Raw genomic sequence first — 16,490 nt, 5'->3', positions numbered from 1 at the left:
TGGCTGGCTCAATTCATTGGAGTGCGGGCGCCAACATACGGTCTGGAATGAGGCTGGCAAGCCGCGCTATGGGTCTGGCATGACCAATTCGACGCTCCCCTATCTTGCCTTTGATCCAGCCACTGGCCAGTTGCGGCTCGACCCGCACGAGCCGGCTTTCTTCCTGAACCCGTACGAGGCTTACGCCTTCCTGCACGGCGTCTCGAACGCCTTCTTCTGGGAGGAATTCGGCTTCTGGTGCTTGGGCGGCTTCGACGATGTCAACCGGCTGCTGCGCGACCGCCGCTTCGGCCGCCAGAACCCGGCCGGCATTCCCGACAGCCGTGGTGTTGGCCAGGACCGAAGCCATCTCAAGGCGTTCGACGGCATTGAAGCCAACTCCATGCTCGAATTGGAACCGCCAGTGCACACGCGGCTGAGAACACTGGTCAACCGGGCCTTCGTCTCGCGCCAGGTCGAGCGGCTGCGGCCGCGTGTCGAGGCGCTCGCCAACGAGCTGATCGACCGCTTTGACCCGGCCGGGCCGGTCGACCTGCTTCCCGCCTTCGCCTCCCCCCTGCCGATCACCATCATCGCCGAAATGCTCGGCGTGCCGGTCGAGATGGGGCCGCAACTGCTCGACTGGTCGCATCAAATGGTCGCCATGTACGTTCATGGCCGCACGCGCGAGACCGAGGAGACGGCCAATCGCGCCGCAGGCGAATTCACCGGTTTCCTGCGCGGCTACATTGTCGAGCGACGCAAGAACCCCAGCGACGATCTGCTGTCGCTGCTGATCTCGGCACAGGAGGACGGCCAGAGGCTGTCGGAGGACGAAATGGTGTCCTCGGCCATACTGCTGCTCAATGCCGGCCATGAAGCGACCGTGCATCAGGCCGGCAACGCCGTGCGCTCGATCCTGGCGCAAGGCGGCGATCCCAGCCGCTTCTTCACCTCGGCGGAAGCGACAGCCGCAACCGTCGAAGAATGCCTGCGCTTCGACGCGCCGCTGCACATGTTCACGCGCTACGCCTACCAGGAAATCGAGATTGCGCCCGGCATCGTCGTGCAGCCGGGCCAGACCATCGGGCTTTTGCTCGGCATGGCCAATCATGATCCGCGCGCCTTTGCCGAACCGCAGGCCTTCCGGCCGGACCGGAGCGACCAGAAGAACGTGTCCTTCGGCGCCGGCATCCATTTCTGCATCGGCGCGCCGCTGGCGCGGCTCGAATTGCAGGTGTCGCTGAAGACTTTGTTCGAGCGGCATCCGCGGCTGCATCTTGCCGAACAGCCCCGCTTCCGCGACACTTACCACTTCCATGGGCTGGAAATGCTCGCCGTCGACTTCTGAACGATCGCGGGCCTGGGGCTGCGCGATGAGACTGTTCTGGAGACCGGCGACGGCGTTCGCATTGGCGTTTCTATGCGCCAGCCTGGGCACGGCGCGTGCCCAGCAACAGCCGGAGAACATCCCGTGGGAGAACAGCATGGCCATCGCGCAGAAGATGGCGATAGGCCTCCTGGAGCGGCAGACCGGATCGAAGGGCCTGCCGCTGGCATCCTTCGCCATCGAGGTCGATCTCAATCTTGACGGCTTGCCTGAGATCTTCGCCTACCGCTATGCGCCGGGCTGCGACGGCGTCAATTGCGGCAACTTCCTGTTCGTCCTGGAAGGCGACAGCTATCAGGAGGTTCTCGGCGACATTCCCGGCGCGCGGCTGGTGCCGCAGGACAAGATCGCGCTCAGCCCCTTCAAACGGAACGGCTTTTTCGACATCCAATCCGACACGATGACTATCGGCTGGGGCGGAAAGCGCTATGTCGACGCTTCCACCCTTCCCGCTTCGACGCTTGATGGCACCGCTTTCGTGGCGGCCTGCCAGAAAAACAAGTTGAGCGAACAGCCGTCGCAGGGTGAAACGGAGCAGGTGAGCGCCGCTTGCCAATGCCAGTTCAACCGATTCCAGAAGGTCGGCTTCACGCAGGCCGACCTTGACGCCTATGCGGCCTCACTCATGGGCGAAGATTTCGACTATCCGATAGGCGACAAGGAGGATGCCTGGCTCGCTCTATCGAAAAGCGCCCAGGACGTCGCCACGGGCTGCGAGGTCGCGAGCGGCAAAAGCCAATGGCCGCCGGCCTATTTCGACCATGGCGACCAGCCGCAGCAGAAGCTGAATTTCGGCGCCTTTCTCGACGCCTGCCCGGCGCAGGATTTCATCATGACCAACCACAAGATTGGCTCGCCCGATCGCGCGCTCGCACTATGCGGCTGCGTCGCCCGCGAAATCCCGACCTATGGCGTCAGCCAGCAGGGGCTCGACCTCCTGGCGCAATATTATCGAGACGAGATCACGGACGCCGATATCGAAGCCCAGGACGCCGATCTGCTGACCGCGCATGACAAGGCGTCGGAAGCCTGCCTAAGCCAGTTTCCGGCGAAGTGATCACAGCTTGATCACATACTCCTTGCGGGTGGTTTCAAGCACTTCCCAGCTGCCCTTGAAGCCCGGCCTCAGCACGAAACTGTCACCCGACTTGACCGTGCGCGCTTGCCCACCGTCTTGCGCGATCACCGAAACGCCGGACAGGATGTGGCAGAATTCCCACTCGTCATAAACGATGCGCCATTTGCCGGGAGTCGATTCCCAGATGCCGGCATAGAGGCCGCCGTCCCGCTCCTCGACGTTCCAGGTGCGGAATTTTGGATCGCCCGAGATCAGGCGATCCGGCGCGGGCGCGCCGGATTCGGGTTCGACGCTCTTGGTGTCGACGGAAAGAAAAGCGGCCATCAGCAATCAAACCTTGGCGAGTGCCTGTTCGAGGTCGGCGACAATATCGGTGACGTCCTCGATGCCGATCGAAAGCCGCACGGTGTCCGGGCCGGCGCCGGCCTTGACCTTCTGCTCGTCGGAGAGCTGGCGGTGCGTGGTTGACGCTGGATGGATGACCAGCGACTTGGTGTCGCCGACATTGGCCAGATGCGAGAACAGTTCCAGCGCCTCGACGAATTTGACGCCGGCCTCGTAGCCGCCCTTGAGGCCGAAGGTGAAGACGGCGCCGGCGCCCAGCGGTGAGTATTTCTTCTGCAGCGCGTTGTTCTTGTCGCTGGGCAGGCCGGGGTAGTTCACCCAGGCGACCTTGGGGTGGTTGGACAGCCAGCCGGCGACCGTGACGGCGTTGTCGCAGTGACGCTGCATGCGCAGCGGCAAGGTTTCCAGGCCAGTCAGGATGAGGAAGGCGTTGAAGGGCGAGATCGCCGGGCCGAGATCGCGCAGGCCAAGCACGCGCGCAGCGATGGCGAAAGCGAAATTGCCGAAGGTTTCGTGCAGGACGAGGCCGCCATATTCGGGGCGCGGTTCCGACAGCATCGGGTACTTGCCCGACTTCGACCAGTCGAAGGTGCCACCATCGACAATGACGCCGCCGATCGAATTGCCATGGCCGCCGATGAACTTGGTCAGCGAATGCACGACGATATCGGCGCCGTGCTCGATCGGACGGATCAGATAGGGCGAGGCCAGCGTGTTGTCGACGATCAGCGGCAAGCCATGCTTGCGGGCGATGTCGCCGATCTTCTCAATGTCGACGAAAGTGCCGCCCGGATTGGCCAGGCTCTCGATGAAGATCGCCTTGGTCCTGTCGTCGATCTGGCTCTCGAAGGTCGAGATGTCGTTGGTGTCGGCCCAGCGCACTTCCCAGCCATAATTCTTGAAGGCATGACCGAACTGGTTGATCGAGCCGCCATAGAGCCTTGTCGCGGCGACGAAATTGTCGCCCGGCTGCATCAGATTGTGGAAGACGATGACCTGCGCGGCGTGGCCGGATGCGACCGCGAGGGCAGCCGTGCCGCCTTCGAGTGCGGCGACGCGCTCCTCGAGCACGGCCTGCGTCGGGTTCATGATACGGGTGTAGATGTTGCCAAACGCCTTCAGGCCGAACAGGGACGCGGCGTGGTCGGCATCATCGAAGACGAAGGAGGTCGTCTGGTAGATCGGCGTGGCGCGCGCGCCGGTGGCCGGATCGGGCTTGGCGCCGGCATGGACGGCGAGCGTGTTGAAACCGGGCGTACGGGTCACTTAAAACCTCCCTCGAGAACCTTCTGAAAATCGCCGAGCATTCTTGGCGAAGCCGGGCATGGAATGCAAAGAAGAAAATACCCTTCGGCGTGGGACCTTCGACCAAGCTGCAGGAAAATACGGCGCTAGCCGGAATAATTTTGCGCTTCTCGCTCGCGGCCTATTTCTGGCGCACGCCGAAACTCTGGAAGCCCTGGCGCATCAGCGGCTTCTTGGACGACAGCACCCCGGAATTGACACCGGTCCAGCCGATCTCGCCGGAGAGCTTGCCGTATTCGATCTTGGGGCAGCGGTTCATCACCACCTTGATGCCGGCGGCCTCGGCGCGAGCGGCGGCCTCGTCATGGCGCACACCGAGCTGCATCCAGATGACTTTCGGCAAGGGATCGAGCCGCAATACCTCGTCGACGATGCCCGGCACCGCGGTCGCGGCGCGGAAGATGTCGACCATATCGATCGGCTCCGGAATATCGGCCAGACTGGCATAGGTCATCCGGCCGAGGATATCCTTGCCGGCCTGGCCCGGATTGACCGGAAACACCGAAAAGCCCTTGGCCAGCAGGTATTTCAGCACGAAATAGCTCGGCCTGACGTCATTGGCCGACGCGCCGACCATGGCGATGGTCTTCACCGAATTGAGGATGCCGGCGATGTAGGTGTTGTCGTAGCTATCGTGATTCATGCCTCGTCCTCATACAACGCCTCGGCGAGAAAACCATCCGGGTCGTTGCTGAAATCGCGCAACATGCGGAAGTGGTCCGTATCACGAAAGTCGGCGGGCTCGAGCCCGAAGCGGCTGATGCGGAACAGCCGCGCGCCGGGACAGGCCATCAACAATGGCGAGTGCGTCGCCATGATCACCTGCGCGGTGCCGGACTGGTCCATGCGCCGCAGCATCTTCAGCAGCTCGATCTGGCGCGACGGCGAAAGCGCGCTCTCGGGCTCGTCGAGGATGTAGATGCCTTGCCTGCGGCAGCGCTCCTCGAAGAAGCGGATGAAACCCTCGCCATGCGACCAGGACAGGAAATCCGGCGGCGTCCCGCCCGATTCCCTAGCTGCCTCGTCGAGGTAACGGGCAACGGAATAGAAGGATTCGGCGCGGAAGAACCAACCCGCGGTAACCTTCGGCAGCCAGTGGCAACGAAAATTGTCGGCCAGTGCGGCACCGCTCTTGTCGATGGCACGAGAGTGGTCGACCGGGCGGTAACCCTTGCCGCCGCCGGCCTCGTCATAGCCGGCCAAAGCACCAATCGCTTCCAGCAGCGTCGATTTGCCGGTGCCGTTCTCACCGACGATGATGGTGATCGGCGTGGTGAATTCGAGTTCGAAGTCACGGCCGCGAAACAGCGGCAGGTTCCAGGGATATTTTTCCCAGTCCGCGACCCGCGCTGGGTCAAGCAGGACGCGCTTGAGGTATGGTGCCTTGAGCCGCGTCAGCTGTTTGCGGTAAGCCATCACCCGGGCAACGAAATCGTGCCGTCTTGCGCGATCGGAAAGGCCGGATTGTGCGCCACTTCCCAGACGTGCCCGTCCGCATCGGCGAAATAGCCGTACCAGCCACCCCAGAAGGCGCGGCCGGCCGGCTTGACGATACGGCCGCCGGCTTTCTCGGCCATGGCGAGCACCTCGTCGACCTCGGCGTCGGAGCGGGTGTTGTAGGCGAGATAGACGGCGGACGGCGCTCCGGCGAATGTAATGCCGGAATCCGCCTCGGCACTGGCGCGCGGGAACAGCCCGAGAATGACCCCGCCCATCTGGAAGAAGGCGACGCCGTCCGTTATCGCGGCATGCCGTTGCAGACCCATGGCTTCGTAGAAGCGCACGGCGCGATCGAGATCGTCCGTGGCGATGGTGACGATGGAGATGCGCGGCTCCACGGCTACTCGTCCGTCCATTCCGGCTTGCGCTTGCCGATGAAGGCGCCGATGCCTTCCTCGGCGTCCCGCGCCAACATGTTCTCCACCATGACGCGGCCGGTATAGGCATAGGCGTCCGCCAGGCCCATTTCGGCTTGCGCGTAAAAGGCCTCCTTGCCGGTCTTGACCACCAAAGATGATTTGGAAGCAATGGTTTGCGCGTATTTGGTGACGATCTGATTCAGGTATTCGCGCGGCACGACGCGGTTGACCAGGCCGAACTCCTTGGCGGTTGCCGCGTCGATCGTCTCGCCGGTCAGCAGCATCTCCATCGCCTGCTTGCGCGAGACGTTGCGCGACAGCGCCACCATCGGCGTCGAGCAGAACAGGCCGATATTGACGCCCGGCGTGCAGAAGGTCGCCTCATGCGAGGCGATCGCCAGGTCGCAGCTGGCGACAAGCTGCAGGCCGGCGGCCGTCGCGAGGCCGTCGACTTCTGCGATGACCGGCACGGGATGGCGCACGATCGCCTGCATCAGCTGGGCGCAAGCGGCGAATGTCTCTTCGAAGAAAGCCTTGCCGCGATCGGCGTCGGCGCGGCGCGCGGTCATTTCCTTGAGATCATGGCCGGCACAGAACACTTTCCCGGCCGCCGACAGGATGATGACACGAACCGCCTTGTCAGCCCTGGCGCGGTCGAGCTCCGCCGTCAGCGCCGCCATTACCGCTAGCGACAGAGCATTGGCCGGGGGATTGGCGAGGGTGAGCCGCAGCAGGCCCTTGTCCAGCCTGGTCGTGACCGGCCCCTCGGCAGCAACAGGCTTGATGGCAAGTATTTCGGCCATGGCTAAGGTCTCCGCGATTCCGGTCGGGCTTACGGACTATCTAATATCGGATCGGCTTTCATCCAACACCCATCGCTTGCGCCAGAAGGCCGAAGATGTTGCCAGCAACGCCCTGCCGCGTTCATACAGGCTTGGCGTAAAAGCGAGAGACCGACATGCCCGCCCAGACCAACCTCAAGCCGATGCTGACCGCAGCACAAGTCAATGTGCTGATGGAAACCGTCTATCCCCAGCTCAACGAGCAGTTCAAATATTATGAGGCCATCGACGTTTTCCCAGGCGGCTGCACCGTGCGGCTCAATGCCGGCGAGCGGCATTTGCGTCCGGGCGGCACGGTGTCCGGTCCATCGCTGTTCACGCTGGCCGACATTGGCGGCTATGTCTGCGTGCTTTCCCATGCCGGGCCGGATGCGCTGTCCGTGACGGTTAACCTCGACATCAACTTCGTGCGCAAGGCCGAGGCCGGGCCGATCGATGGCCATTGCCGCATCCTGAAGCTGGGAAAGAGCCTGATGGTGTTCGACATCGACATCGTCGCCGGCCCGGAAGCGCACACGATCGCGCACGCCACCGGCACCTATTCGATCCCACCGAAGCGCACCGGTGATGTGGTAAAATAATACCTTTTTACTAAGCTATTGTTTTTACTGCCGTTTCTTCGCTAAATGGCTTTTTGATCGGCTTGACGCGCAATTCCCCGTCGCCTATAAGCCCTCACGAAGCAGCGGCCCGCAAAGGCCGCCGTTTTGTTATTGGCGGCGGGCAAGCGTCTCATCGCCAATCCAAGCAACAAGAAACGCCTTCTCTTTGAAGGTCAAAACCGAGAGCAGAAAACATGACAACCTTTTCGCAGAAGCCTGCGGATGTGGTGAAGAAGTGGATCCTGATCGACGCCGAGGGTCTCGTCGTCGGCCGTCTCGCCACTGTCATCGCCAATCATCTTCGCGGCAAGCACAAGCCGACCTTCACCCCGCATGTCGACGACGGCGACAATGTCATCGTCATCAATGCCGACAAGGTGGTGTTCACCGGCAAGAAGTTCACCGACAAGGTCTATTACTGGCATACCGGCCACCCCGGCGGCATCAAGGAGCGCACCGCGCGCCAGCTGCTCGAGGGTCGCTTCCCCGAGCGCGTCGTCGAGAAGGCCGTTGAGCGCATGGTCCCGCGTGGTCCGCTCGGCCGTCGCCAGATGAAGAACCTGCGCGTCTATGCAGGCGCCGAGCATCCGCATGTCGCCCAGCAGCCAGAAGTCCTCGACGTGGCCAAGCTGAATTCCAAGAACAAGAAGGTCGCATAAGATGGCTGAGCTTTCCTCGCTCGCAGAACTGGGCGCCGCCACCGGCAACACCAATACGCAGGCCGCGGCACCCGTCCACGTCCAGAAGCTCGACAAGTCGGGCCGCGCCTATGCCACCGGCAAGCGCAAGAACGCCATTGCGCGCGTCTGGGTGAAGCCGGGTTCCGGCAAGATCGTCGTCAACGACAAGGAATTCGCGACCTATTTCGCGCGTCCGGTCCTGCAGATGATCCTCAACCAGCCGATCATCGCCTCCAACCGTTCGGGCCAGTATGACATCGTCGCCACCGTCGTCGGCGGCGGCCTCTCCGGCCAGGCCGGCGCGGTGCGTCACGGCATCTCCAAGGCGCTGACCTACTACGAGCCGGCGCTGCGCGCCGTGCTCAAGAAGGGCGGCTTCCTGACCCGCGACAGCCGTGTCGTCGAGCGCAAGAAGTACGGCAAGGCGAAGGCCCGCCGCTCCTTCCAGTTCTCGAAGCGCTAAGGGCTCCGCAGTTTCGACAATCGAAAGGCCGCCTCCGGGCGGCCTTTTTGCATTGCGAATCCCTATCCTGCGGAATGATCCGCGTCGCGGATGAACAGGAAGGCGCAGAGCGCCGAGAACGCCACGGCGAGCGCGGAGGCGAGGAAAGCAAGCTGCATGCCCTGGATCGTGCCCAGCGCCAAAGCGGAGCCGAACAGCGCGACGCCGATCGCCCCACCCGACTGGCGCACCGTGTTGAGCACGCCCGAGGCTGTTCCCGAGATTGCCGTCGGCACGGACGACAGCAACGCCGTGGTCATGGCGGGCACCGCAAGACCGATGCCGACCGGCAGAAACAGCAGCCGCCACAGCAGCGACAGATAAGAGGTGTCGGCCTGGATCAGCGCCATCAGGCCGAAACCGGCCGCGCCGATAAGCAGGCCGATCGCCATCGGCGACCGAGGGCCATACGTCGCGGCGATGCGTCCGGCGGCAATGTTCGACACGGTGACCGCCGCCATGAACGGCAGGAAGGCGAGCCCGGTCATTTCAGGCGAAAAATGCCTTTCCTGCTGGAAATAGAGGCTGAGCATGAAAATCGTGCCGTAGAGCGTCAGATTGACCGCCAGTCCAACGAGGCTGGTCGCCGCCGGCACGCGGCTGGCAAATAGCTTCAGTGGAAACATCGGCGCCTTGGTCCGGCTCTCGACCAGCAGGAACAGGCTTCCGGCCACTGCAGCCACGGCCAGTCCGCTGATAACCGGCAATGAAGCCCAACCGGACGAGCCGGTTTCGATGAAGGCGCCGGTCAGCGAAAACAGCGTCAGCACGACAAGCCCCTGCCCGGCCCAGTCGATCGGCGGCTTTTCAGCCTTCAGCGGCGTTTCGCGTAGAAACCGGTAGGCCATCCAGATGGCAAGAGCGCCGATGGGCAGGTTGACCAGGAAGATGCTTGCCCAGCCGAGCGACCCGACCATGAAGCCGCCGAGCACCGGCCCGGCCGAAAGCGCAACACCGCCTGCCGCCGTCCACAGGCCGACGGCCCGCGCGCGGCGCGCCTTGTCCGAAGCGTAGGCACGGTTGAGCAGCGCCAGCGAACACGGCATCAGCAATGCCGCACCCGCGCCTTGCACGGCGCGCGCCGCGATCAGCACCCAAGGGCTCCCTGCCAGGCCACAGACCAGCGAGGCGATGCTGAACAGCGCCATGCCGCCGACGAACACCCGGCGGGCGCCGATCCTGTCGCCGAGCGCACCGCCGGCGAGCAGCAACGAGGCGAAGGCAAGCGTGTAGGCATCGACCACCCATTGCAGGCCGCCTATGCCCATCGAAAGTGCAGCGCCGATCCTGTTGAGGGCGAGATTGACGATGGAGACATCGAGCTGCACCACCACGAACCCGAGACTGGTCGCGGCGACAGTGGCGGCATATGTGGCGCGGGGCTTGGAAAAGATGGTGTCGGTCATGCCTTGGCATAACGGCTTCTCGCTGACACCGTTCCGTCAGGAGAGGCCAGCCTGCGACAACCAGTCAGGGATGCCGATCCCGGCAAATCAATTGATGCTGGCGGTCGCGGCGGGTTCGATGCGTTCGCCCGTCCCGGCATAGGGCACGCGGTAACCGTTCGCCGCCAGCCAATCGATGGCCGCCTTCGGTTCGTCGGTCTGGATGATGGTGGCGCCGCGATCGGCCCAGAAACCCCAGGCTTCGCGCGGCAGGCTGGCCTGGACCGCCAATTCGTCGCCACGGCCGCCTGCGAGAAACCCGCCGGGCTTGTTGACGATGGCATAAGTGTCGGCCCAGATGTGCCAGTTGCCCCGCACCGCGGCCGCGCGCATGCGCGTGCTGAACAACGGTCCGCCGGTTTCGGTCAGCGTCTCGGCGCCAGCCCGCCAGTTGATCAGCTCGATCGCGCGCGGCGAGAAGGCGTGGTCGACCGTTTCGGCGAAACCGGCATCATGCACCGCGTCATCGGCGATGATCGGCATGAACTGGACGCCGCCGCCGATCGCGGCCATGGCGGCCTTCACCGTGGCAATCCTGGTCTGGTTCCAGAGGTTCTCCTTGACGATGACCTGGTCGGCCATGCCGAGATCGCGCGCCACCGCGATCATGCCCGGCAGGTCGCCGACTTCGAGCTTGTTGTCGAGATTGATCAGGATCCGGTCCCTGGTCGCCAGCAGCATCTCGCGCAGCGTCGAAACCCTCTCGTCGGTGACGGCGCGGGTGCCCTCGATCACCAAGCGGCAGGTCTTCAGTTCGGCCAGCGTGTATTTTGCCACCTCGCCGTTGCAGGTCGTGGTGCGGTCGAGCCAGCTGTCATGCATGACGACGAACGCGCCGTCCTTCGAGCGCCTGATGTCGACCTCGACGATCTCGGCGCCCATGGCGATCGAGCCTTCGACGGCGGCGAGCGAATTTTCCGCATAAAGCGTCTTGTCGGCCTGCATACTGCCTGCGCGATGGGCGGCCACCATGACATGGTCGCGCCACTGGTTGGCATGCTCGAAGCGGTCGAGGATCTGCCTGGCGCGGCTTTCGTCCGCAAAGGCCTGACCGGAGACGGCCGCAAGGGTCGTGCAAAGCAGAAGGCTCAGCCAGATCGTCCGCATTCGAGAATCGCTCCTTGCCGGATCGAAGCCGGGATAGGCGATGCCCATGACATCTGGGTGAACGAAGCCGGCTAGCGGATGGTCGCGATATCTGGCGTCAAATGCGCTTCGAGAGCCGGCGGAACCAGGCCATCGCCGGCATTTCAATGAAACGCCAGGTGATCCACGATGCGGCGATGGTGGCGACGAGCATGATGACGATTGCAACCGTTCCGGCCCAGCCGGTGCCGAAGCCCGTCGCCGGCGAGCCGCGCAGCACGATGTCGCCGACGAGGCCGAGGCCAAGCTTGTGCTTGACGAGCCCGGCAACGTTGATCAGGCGCGCCTGCACGAAGATGTGGACCATGTAAATCGAGTAGGACAGCGCGCCGAGCGTCAGCATGACCGGCGCCCGTAGCAAGGCGGAAATCCAGCCGCCTTCATGGGCGAAGAGAAACAGCGCCAGCGCGAACACCAGGGGTGCCGCGATGCCGAAATCATTGCTGCCCGCCAGCGACACGAAAAACACGATGGCCGCCACCATGACGATTTCGGCAAGGGTCCAGCTCAGCCGCGGGCCGCTTCTGGCGAGGAGCTGTCGTGCCCCTGCAATGGAATCATGCTGAAACCAAGCCAGCAGGGCGCCGAGCGAGAAGCCGTAGAGGCAGCGGATGAAGCCGAAATCGTAGGATACGTCCATATGATGCGTGGAGAAACCAAGCAGGAACAGCGGCGCGGTGACGGCGGCGGCGAAAAGCCATATCCAGGCACGCGCGCCGGCGATGAAGACCACGCCGGCAAACAGGAGATAGGCGAAGAACTCCGCCGAAATGCTCCAGCTTGGCGCATTCCAGGTCAGATGATCCTCGAAGCCCATCCCTTGCAGCAGGAGCAGATTGGCAAGCAGGCTCTTCAAATCGAAACCGCCGGTGAAGGGGGCAGCGCCGGTGCCATGCAATTGCGGCAGCATCAGCCGCAGCAGTTCGAAGCCCGCAAAGGCCGCGAGCATGATGACATGCAGCGGATAGATGCGGCCGAACCGCACCAGCGCGAAGCGGGCGACCTCTACCGGCTGACTCAGCCGATCGGCATAGCTGCTGGCGATGACGAAGCCGGAAAGGACGAAGAAGAAATCGACGAAAAGATAGGACGAACCGATGAAGGCGCTCTGCGAGATCGCGGAAGCGGTCGGGAAATGAAACAGCGCCACAAGCAGCGCGCAGATGCCGCGCCACGAATCGAGAACCTGGAAGCGCTCGCCGGCTATCGTGCCGGCATGGGTCGACACCACGGCATCGGACGGATTAAGAAACGCGGCCTGCGTCATGATGGTACAAATCCTGTCTTGCCGTGGCACCCGGGCGGCGCCGTTTCGTCTCCCCAAGCTGTGACTGGCATCTTCCATGCCGGTTCTGTAGTTGTTGCACCCCGATGAAAACGAGGACCAGTAATGGCGACCAAGAACATCGACCATGCCTTCACCGCCCGCTCCAAAACGGGCGGCGCCCTTGAGCCGACCTATTCCGGCGCGCTGTCGTTCATGCGGCGCAAATACACCAAGGACGTGAAGGGCGCGGATGCGGTGGTGTGGGGCATTCCCTTCGACGCCGCCGTCACGAACCGGCCCGGCGCCCGTTTCGGGCCGCAGGCGATTCGCCGCGCCTCGGCGATCCTCGACAATGACCCTCAGTATCCATTCTCGCGCGATCTGTTCGAACATCTCGCGGTGGTCGACTATGGCGACTGCCTGCTCGACTCCGGCAACCACCAGAAAACCCCCGGCACGATCGAGCGCGAAGCGGCGAAGATCCTGAAATCAGGCGCCTTCCTTTTGACGCTGGGCGGCGACCATTTCGTCACCTGGCCGCTGCTCAAGGCACATGCCGCCATCCACGGACCGCTCGCTTTGGTGCAGTTCGACGCGCATCAGGATACCTGGGAGGATGACGGCAAGCGCATCGACCACGGATCCTTTGTCGGCCGTGCGGTCAAGGAAGGCATCATCGATCCGGACCGTTCGATCCAGATCGGCATCCGCACCCACGCCCCTGATACGTTCGGCATCAAGATCCTCTACGGCCACGAAATCGAGGAGATGCGTGCCTCCGACATCGCCTACGCCATCGTCGACCGCACCGGCGGCAAGAAGACCTACCTGACCTTCGACATCGACTGCCTCGACCCGGCCTATGCGCCCGGAACCGGCACGCCGGTGGCCGGCGGCCCGTCCTCGGCGAAGATCCTGTCGACGCTGCGCCAGCTCAACCAGGTCGATATTGTCGGCGCCGATGTCGTGGAGGTTGCGCCGGCCTATGATCACGCCGATATAACGGCGATCGCCGGCTCGATGGTGGCCATGCAGTATCTCGGCCTGCTGGCTGAACGAAAGGCACGGCAGGAAGAGATGAACAACGGCAATCACAACGGTGCCGCGGTGAATCACGGCAACGGTATATAGTCTCGGAATATCAGGGAATTTGATCAGGTCATGAAACCGAAAATCTTCATCGACGGCGAGCACGGCACCACCGGCCTGCAGATCCGGGCGCTGCTTGCCGAGCGTGGCGACCTGGAGATCATTTCCATCCCCACCGAGCGCCGCAAGGAGACGGCGGCGCGCGCCGAATTCCTCAATGCGGCTGATATCGCGATCCTGTGCCTGCCGGACGATGCGGCGAAGGAGAGCGTCTCGCTGATCGCCAACGACACCACCAAGGTCATCGATGCATCGACCGCGCATCGCGTCGCCGAAGGCTGGGCCTATGGCTTCGCCGAGATGGACAAGGACCAGGCCAAGACGATCGCCACGGCCAAGCGCGTCGCCAATCCCGGCTGCTGGCCGCAGGGACCGATCGCCACGCTGAGGCCACTGGTCACGACAGGCCTGCTGCCGGCGGGTTTCCCCATCACCGTCAACGGCATTTCGGGCTATTCGGGCGGCGGACGCCCGATGATCGAGGACTACGTCGCCAAGGGCGAGGACGCCTCGGAGTTCCTGCCCTATGGCCTCACCCTGCAGCACAAGCATGTGCCGGAACTGCGGGCCTATGCAAAACTGTCACATGACCCGATCATGCAGCCGGCGGTCGGCAATTTCGCCCAAGGCATGATCACAGTGGTGCCGCTGCAGCTCGGCGGCCTCGAGCATGTGCCGACAGGCGCGGAGCTTCATGCAGCCATTGCCGACCATTTCGCCGCCATCAAGGGCGGCGTGGTCGAGGTGGCGCCCTATGCGCACCTGGAGCGCATGCCGGAGATCGATCCCGAGATCTACAACGGCACCAACCGCATGAAGGTCTATGTCTTCGCCAACGACAAACGCGCGCAGGCGCTGCTGCTGGCGGTCTACGACAATCTCGGCAAGGGTGCCTCGGGCGCAGCCGTCCAGAACATGGACCTGATGCTCGGGCTTTGATGGACGCACCAGTTTTCCCGGCGCGCTGGAAAGTCAGCGCGCCCGAACTCATTGCCGAGACCTTTTCGAGCCGCATCTGGAAGGTTGTTCGCGGCGACGGCTCGCCGGCTGTCGTCAAGGCGCTCAAGCCTTTCGACGATGTCGCCGACGAACTGCGTGGCGAGTATTTCCTCGCCTGGCGGCGCGGTGAAGGCGCGGTGCGCCTGCTTGGCCGCGACGGCCACAGCATGCTGCTGGAATATGGCGGCGACACCTTGCTTACCCAGGTTCTCGATGAACAGGGCGACAATGCCGCAACCGCAATCGCGGCTGAGGTGATGGCGAAACTGTTTTCGCCGTCGCATCACCCCTTTCCGCCCGAGCTGCAGCCGCTCAGGGAGCGGTACGCCAGCCTGTTCAGGAAAGCCGCAACCGACCGAGACGCGGGTCATGCCAGCATCTATGTCGAGGCAGCGTCGATCGCCGGACGGCTGCTGGATAATCCGCACGATATCAGGCCCTTGCATGGCGACCTGCACCACGACAACATCCTGCAGGGATCGCGCGGCTGGCTGGTGATCGATCCGAAGGGCGTGCTCGGCGATCCCGGCTTCGACGCCGCCAACATGTTCTACAACCCGCTCGACCGCGACGCGCTTTGCCTCGATCCCCAGCGGATCGCACACATGGCCGAAGTCTTTGCCAAGACGCTGGGGCAGTCGCCGCCGGCGATACTGGACCATGCCATCGCCTATGGCTGCCTGTCCGCGGCCTGGCACCACGAGGACGACAACGCGGTCGATGAGAACCGCGAACTGTCGATCGCCAAGGCGATCCGGGCGGTGCGGGCGAATTTCTGACCTGAGGGGCGGGCCAAGCGGCTCGGGATCAACTCCTGAGCACGATCTCCTGCGGCAAGGGATAGGCGCCCTTGGTGCCGCGCCAGTGCGCGGCAGCGAAACCCAGCACGATCAGTGCGAAACCTTGATGCGTCAGCGCCATATGCAGCGGCACCTGCATCAGCAGTGTGCCGATGCCGATCGAGGCCTGCACCAGCACCAGCACAAACAACAGCGTCGCGCGGCGGGCATGGGTTGAGCCGGGCAGTCGACGACGCGTGGCGATCATGTGCCAGAGCGCGACGGCGAAGACCGTATAGGCGCCGAGCCGATGGATGAACTGCACCGTCTTCGGGCTTTCGAAGAAGTTGCGCCATGCCGGCTCGAGGATCAGCAGATCGCCGGGGATGATCTTGCCGTCCATCAGCGGCCAGGTGTTGTAGCTCAGGCCGGCGTCGAGCCCGGCGACCAGGCCGCCGAGATAGATCTGGATCAGCGCCAGGAACACGATGAAGCCGGCCAGGCGCTGCGTCGAGCGATCGGCGGCGGGCTCCGAATGCGGCGCCAACCCACGCGCGACGACCATGGTGGCGGTGAAGATCAGCGCCGCCAGCGTCAGATGCGTCGCCAGCCGGTACTGACTCACGGACACACGGTCGACCAGGCCTGAGGCCACCATCCACCAGCCGATGGCGCCCTGCAGGCCGCCGAGGAGAAGAATACCGACGAGTTTCGGCCCAAGGCCGCGCTCGATGCGGCGGCTCACCCAGAAGAACAGCAGCGGCAAGGCGAAGACCAGGCCGACGCTGCGCGCCAGCAGACGGTGCGCCCATTCCCACCAGAAGATCGACTTGAACGCCTCGATGCTCATGCCCTTGTTGAGCTCGGTGTATTGCGGGATCTGCTGGTAGCGCTGGAATTCCTCCTGCCACTCGGCGTCGTTGAGCGGCGGGATGACGCCATGGATCGGCTGCCATTCGGTGATCGACAGGCCGGACTCCGTAAGCCGCGTGGCGCCGCCGACCAGCACCAGTGCAAACAGCACCAGAAGCACGACATAAAGCCAGCCGCGCACAAGCGCGCGGTTGTGCAGGTCGCGGTCGCGGGCGACGTATGGGTGGGCGGCTGATATGGCAGCCATGAT

18 protein-coding genes are annotated in these 16,490 nt (G+C 63.6%); 8 read left to right on the top strand and 10 right to left on the bottom strand.

Annotated features, from left to right (window positions below; genetic code table 11):
* The first annotated feature begins 79 nt into the window (after positions 1-79).
* Both ACLGL5_RS21205 and ACLGL5_RS21200 read left to right on the top strand, forming a co-directional pair.
* Entirely contained in the window at positions 80-1,330 is a 1,251-nt protein-coding gene (locus tag ACLGL5_RS21205) for a cytochrome P450 (protein WP_069091961.1), read from the top strand.
* Positions 1,331-1,355: 25 nt separating this feature from the next.
* Positions 1,356-2,426: a hypothetical protein gene (locus tag ACLGL5_RS21200; RefSeq protein ID WP_244748206.1), complete on the top strand. Its 1,071-nt coding sequence runs from the start codon at positions 1,356-1,358 to the stop codon at positions 2,424-2,426.
* Here ACLGL5_RS21200 and ACLGL5_RS21195 read toward each other — a convergent pair whose 3' ends face one another.
* The 6 genes from ACLGL5_RS21195 to ACLGL5_RS21170 form a co-directional block, all read right to left on the bottom strand.
* Positions 2,427-2,771, bottom strand: a complete 345-nt coding sequence (locus tag ACLGL5_RS21195; RefSeq protein WP_027046750.1) for a cupin domain-containing protein — start codon at positions 2,769-2,771, stop codon at positions 2,427-2,429.
* A 6-nt stretch (positions 2,772-2,777) separates the two neighbouring features.
* Entirely contained in the window at positions 2,778-4,058 is a 1,281-nt protein-coding gene (locus ACLGL5_RS21190) for an O-acetylhomoserine aminocarboxypropyltransferase (RefSeq protein WP_019857664.1), read from the bottom strand.
* A 160-nt stretch (positions 4,059-4,218) separates the two neighbouring features.
* A complete protein-coding gene (locus tag ACLGL5_RS21185) occupies positions 4,219-4,740 on the bottom strand; it encodes a CoA-binding protein (RefSeq protein ID WP_019857663.1) in 522 nt (173 codons plus the stop codon).
* The gene (locus tag ACLGL5_RS21180) at positions 4,737-5,513 is read right to left on the bottom strand and encodes an AAA family ATPase (protein WP_019857662.1); all 777 of its coding nucleotides are present in this window, start codon (positions 5,511-5,513) and stop codon (positions 4,737-4,739) included. The genes ACLGL5_RS21185 and ACLGL5_RS21180 overlap by 4 nt, the downstream gene beginning before the upstream one ends.
* Positions 5,513-5,935: a VOC family protein gene (locus ACLGL5_RS21175; RefSeq protein WP_027046749.1), complete on the bottom strand. Its 423-nt coding sequence runs from the start codon at positions 5,933-5,935 to the stop codon at positions 5,513-5,515. The genes ACLGL5_RS21180 and ACLGL5_RS21175 overlap by 1 nt, the downstream gene beginning before the upstream one ends.
* A 2-nt stretch (positions 5,936-5,937) precedes the next feature.
* Positions 5,938-6,759: an enoyl-CoA hydratase gene (locus ACLGL5_RS21170; RefSeq protein WP_069091959.1), complete on the bottom strand. Its 822-nt coding sequence runs from the start codon at positions 6,757-6,759 to the stop codon at positions 5,938-5,940.
* Between the two features lie 155 nt (positions 6,760-6,914).
* Between ACLGL5_RS21170 and ACLGL5_RS21165 the strand changes: the two genes are divergently transcribed.
* The 3 genes from ACLGL5_RS21165 to rpsI all read left to right on the top strand — a co-directional run bounded on the left by ACLGL5_RS21165 (position 6,915) and on the right by rpsI (position 8,543).
* Complete coding sequence (locus ACLGL5_RS21165; RefSeq protein ID WP_019857659.1) at positions 6,915-7,379, top strand: PaaI family thioesterase; 465 nt, start codon at positions 6,915-6,917, stop codon at positions 7,377-7,379.
* Between the two features lie 215 nt (positions 7,380-7,594).
* Entirely contained in the window at positions 7,595-8,059 is a 465-nt protein-coding gene (rplM, locus tag ACLGL5_RS21160) for a 50S ribosomal protein L13 (protein ID WP_010915638.1), read from the top strand.
* A gap of 1 nt (position 8,060) precedes the next feature.
* Complete coding sequence (gene rpsI / locus ACLGL5_RS21155) at positions 8,061-8,543, top strand: 30S ribosomal protein S9 (RefSeq protein ID WP_010915637.1); 483 nt, start codon at positions 8,061-8,063, stop codon at positions 8,541-8,543.
* Positions 8,544-8,605: 62 nt separating this feature from the next.
* Here the strand turns inward: rpsI and ACLGL5_RS21150 are convergent, their stop codons facing one another.
* The 3 genes from ACLGL5_RS21150 to ACLGL5_RS21140 all read right to left on the bottom strand — a co-directional run bounded on the left by ACLGL5_RS21150 (position 8,606) and on the right by ACLGL5_RS21140 (position 12,440).
* Positions 8,606-9,988 (bottom strand): MFS transporter, encoded by a 1,383-nt coding sequence (locus ACLGL5_RS21150; RefSeq protein ID WP_069091958.1) that lies wholly within the window; start codon positions 9,986-9,988, stop codon positions 8,606-8,608.
* A gap of 87 nt (positions 9,989-10,075) precedes the next feature.
* Entirely contained in the window at positions 10,076-11,134 is a 1,059-nt protein-coding gene (locus tag ACLGL5_RS21145; protein WP_019857657.1) for a glycerophosphodiester phosphodiesterase family protein, read from the bottom strand.
* A 97-nt stretch (positions 11,135-11,231) separates the two neighbouring features.
* Complete coding sequence (locus tag ACLGL5_RS21140; RefSeq protein WP_069091957.1) at positions 11,232-12,440, bottom strand: acyltransferase family protein; 1,209 nt, start codon at positions 12,438-12,440, stop codon at positions 11,232-11,234.
* A gap of 123 nt (positions 12,441-12,563) precedes the next feature.
* Between ACLGL5_RS21140 and speB the strand changes: the two genes are divergently transcribed.
* From speB to ACLGL5_RS21125, 3 genes are read left to right on the top strand one after another with little or no spacing between them, the layout of a single operon-like run.
* The gene (speB, locus tag ACLGL5_RS21135) at positions 12,564-13,571 is read left to right on the top strand and encodes an agmatinase (protein WP_010915634.1); all 1,008 of its coding nucleotides are present in this window, start codon (positions 12,564-12,566) and stop codon (positions 13,569-13,571) included.
* 30 nt (positions 13,572-13,601) lie between these two features.
* Positions 13,602-14,528, top strand: a complete 927-nt coding sequence (gene argC / locus ACLGL5_RS21130; RefSeq protein WP_069091956.1) for an N-acetyl-gamma-glutamyl-phosphate reductase — start codon at positions 13,602-13,604, stop codon at positions 14,526-14,528.
* A complete protein-coding gene (locus ACLGL5_RS21125) occupies positions 14,528-15,367 on the top strand; it encodes an aminoglycoside phosphotransferase family protein (RefSeq protein WP_069091955.1) in 840 nt (279 codons plus the stop codon). Before argC ends, ACLGL5_RS21125 begins: the two co-directional genes overlap by 1 nt.
* Positions 15,368-15,395: 28 nt before the next feature.
* Here ACLGL5_RS21125 and ACLGL5_RS21120 read toward each other — a convergent pair whose 3' ends face one another.
* A complete protein-coding gene (locus tag ACLGL5_RS21120) occupies positions 15,396-16,487 on the bottom strand; it encodes a COX15/CtaA family protein (protein WP_083246722.1) in 1,092 nt (363 codons plus the stop codon).
* Positions 16,488-16,490 lie beyond the last annotated feature (3 nt).

It is taken from the genome of Mesorhizobium sp. U510 (assembly GCF_059180695.1).
This window is presented reverse-complemented; position numbering and strand designations above follow the sequence as displayed.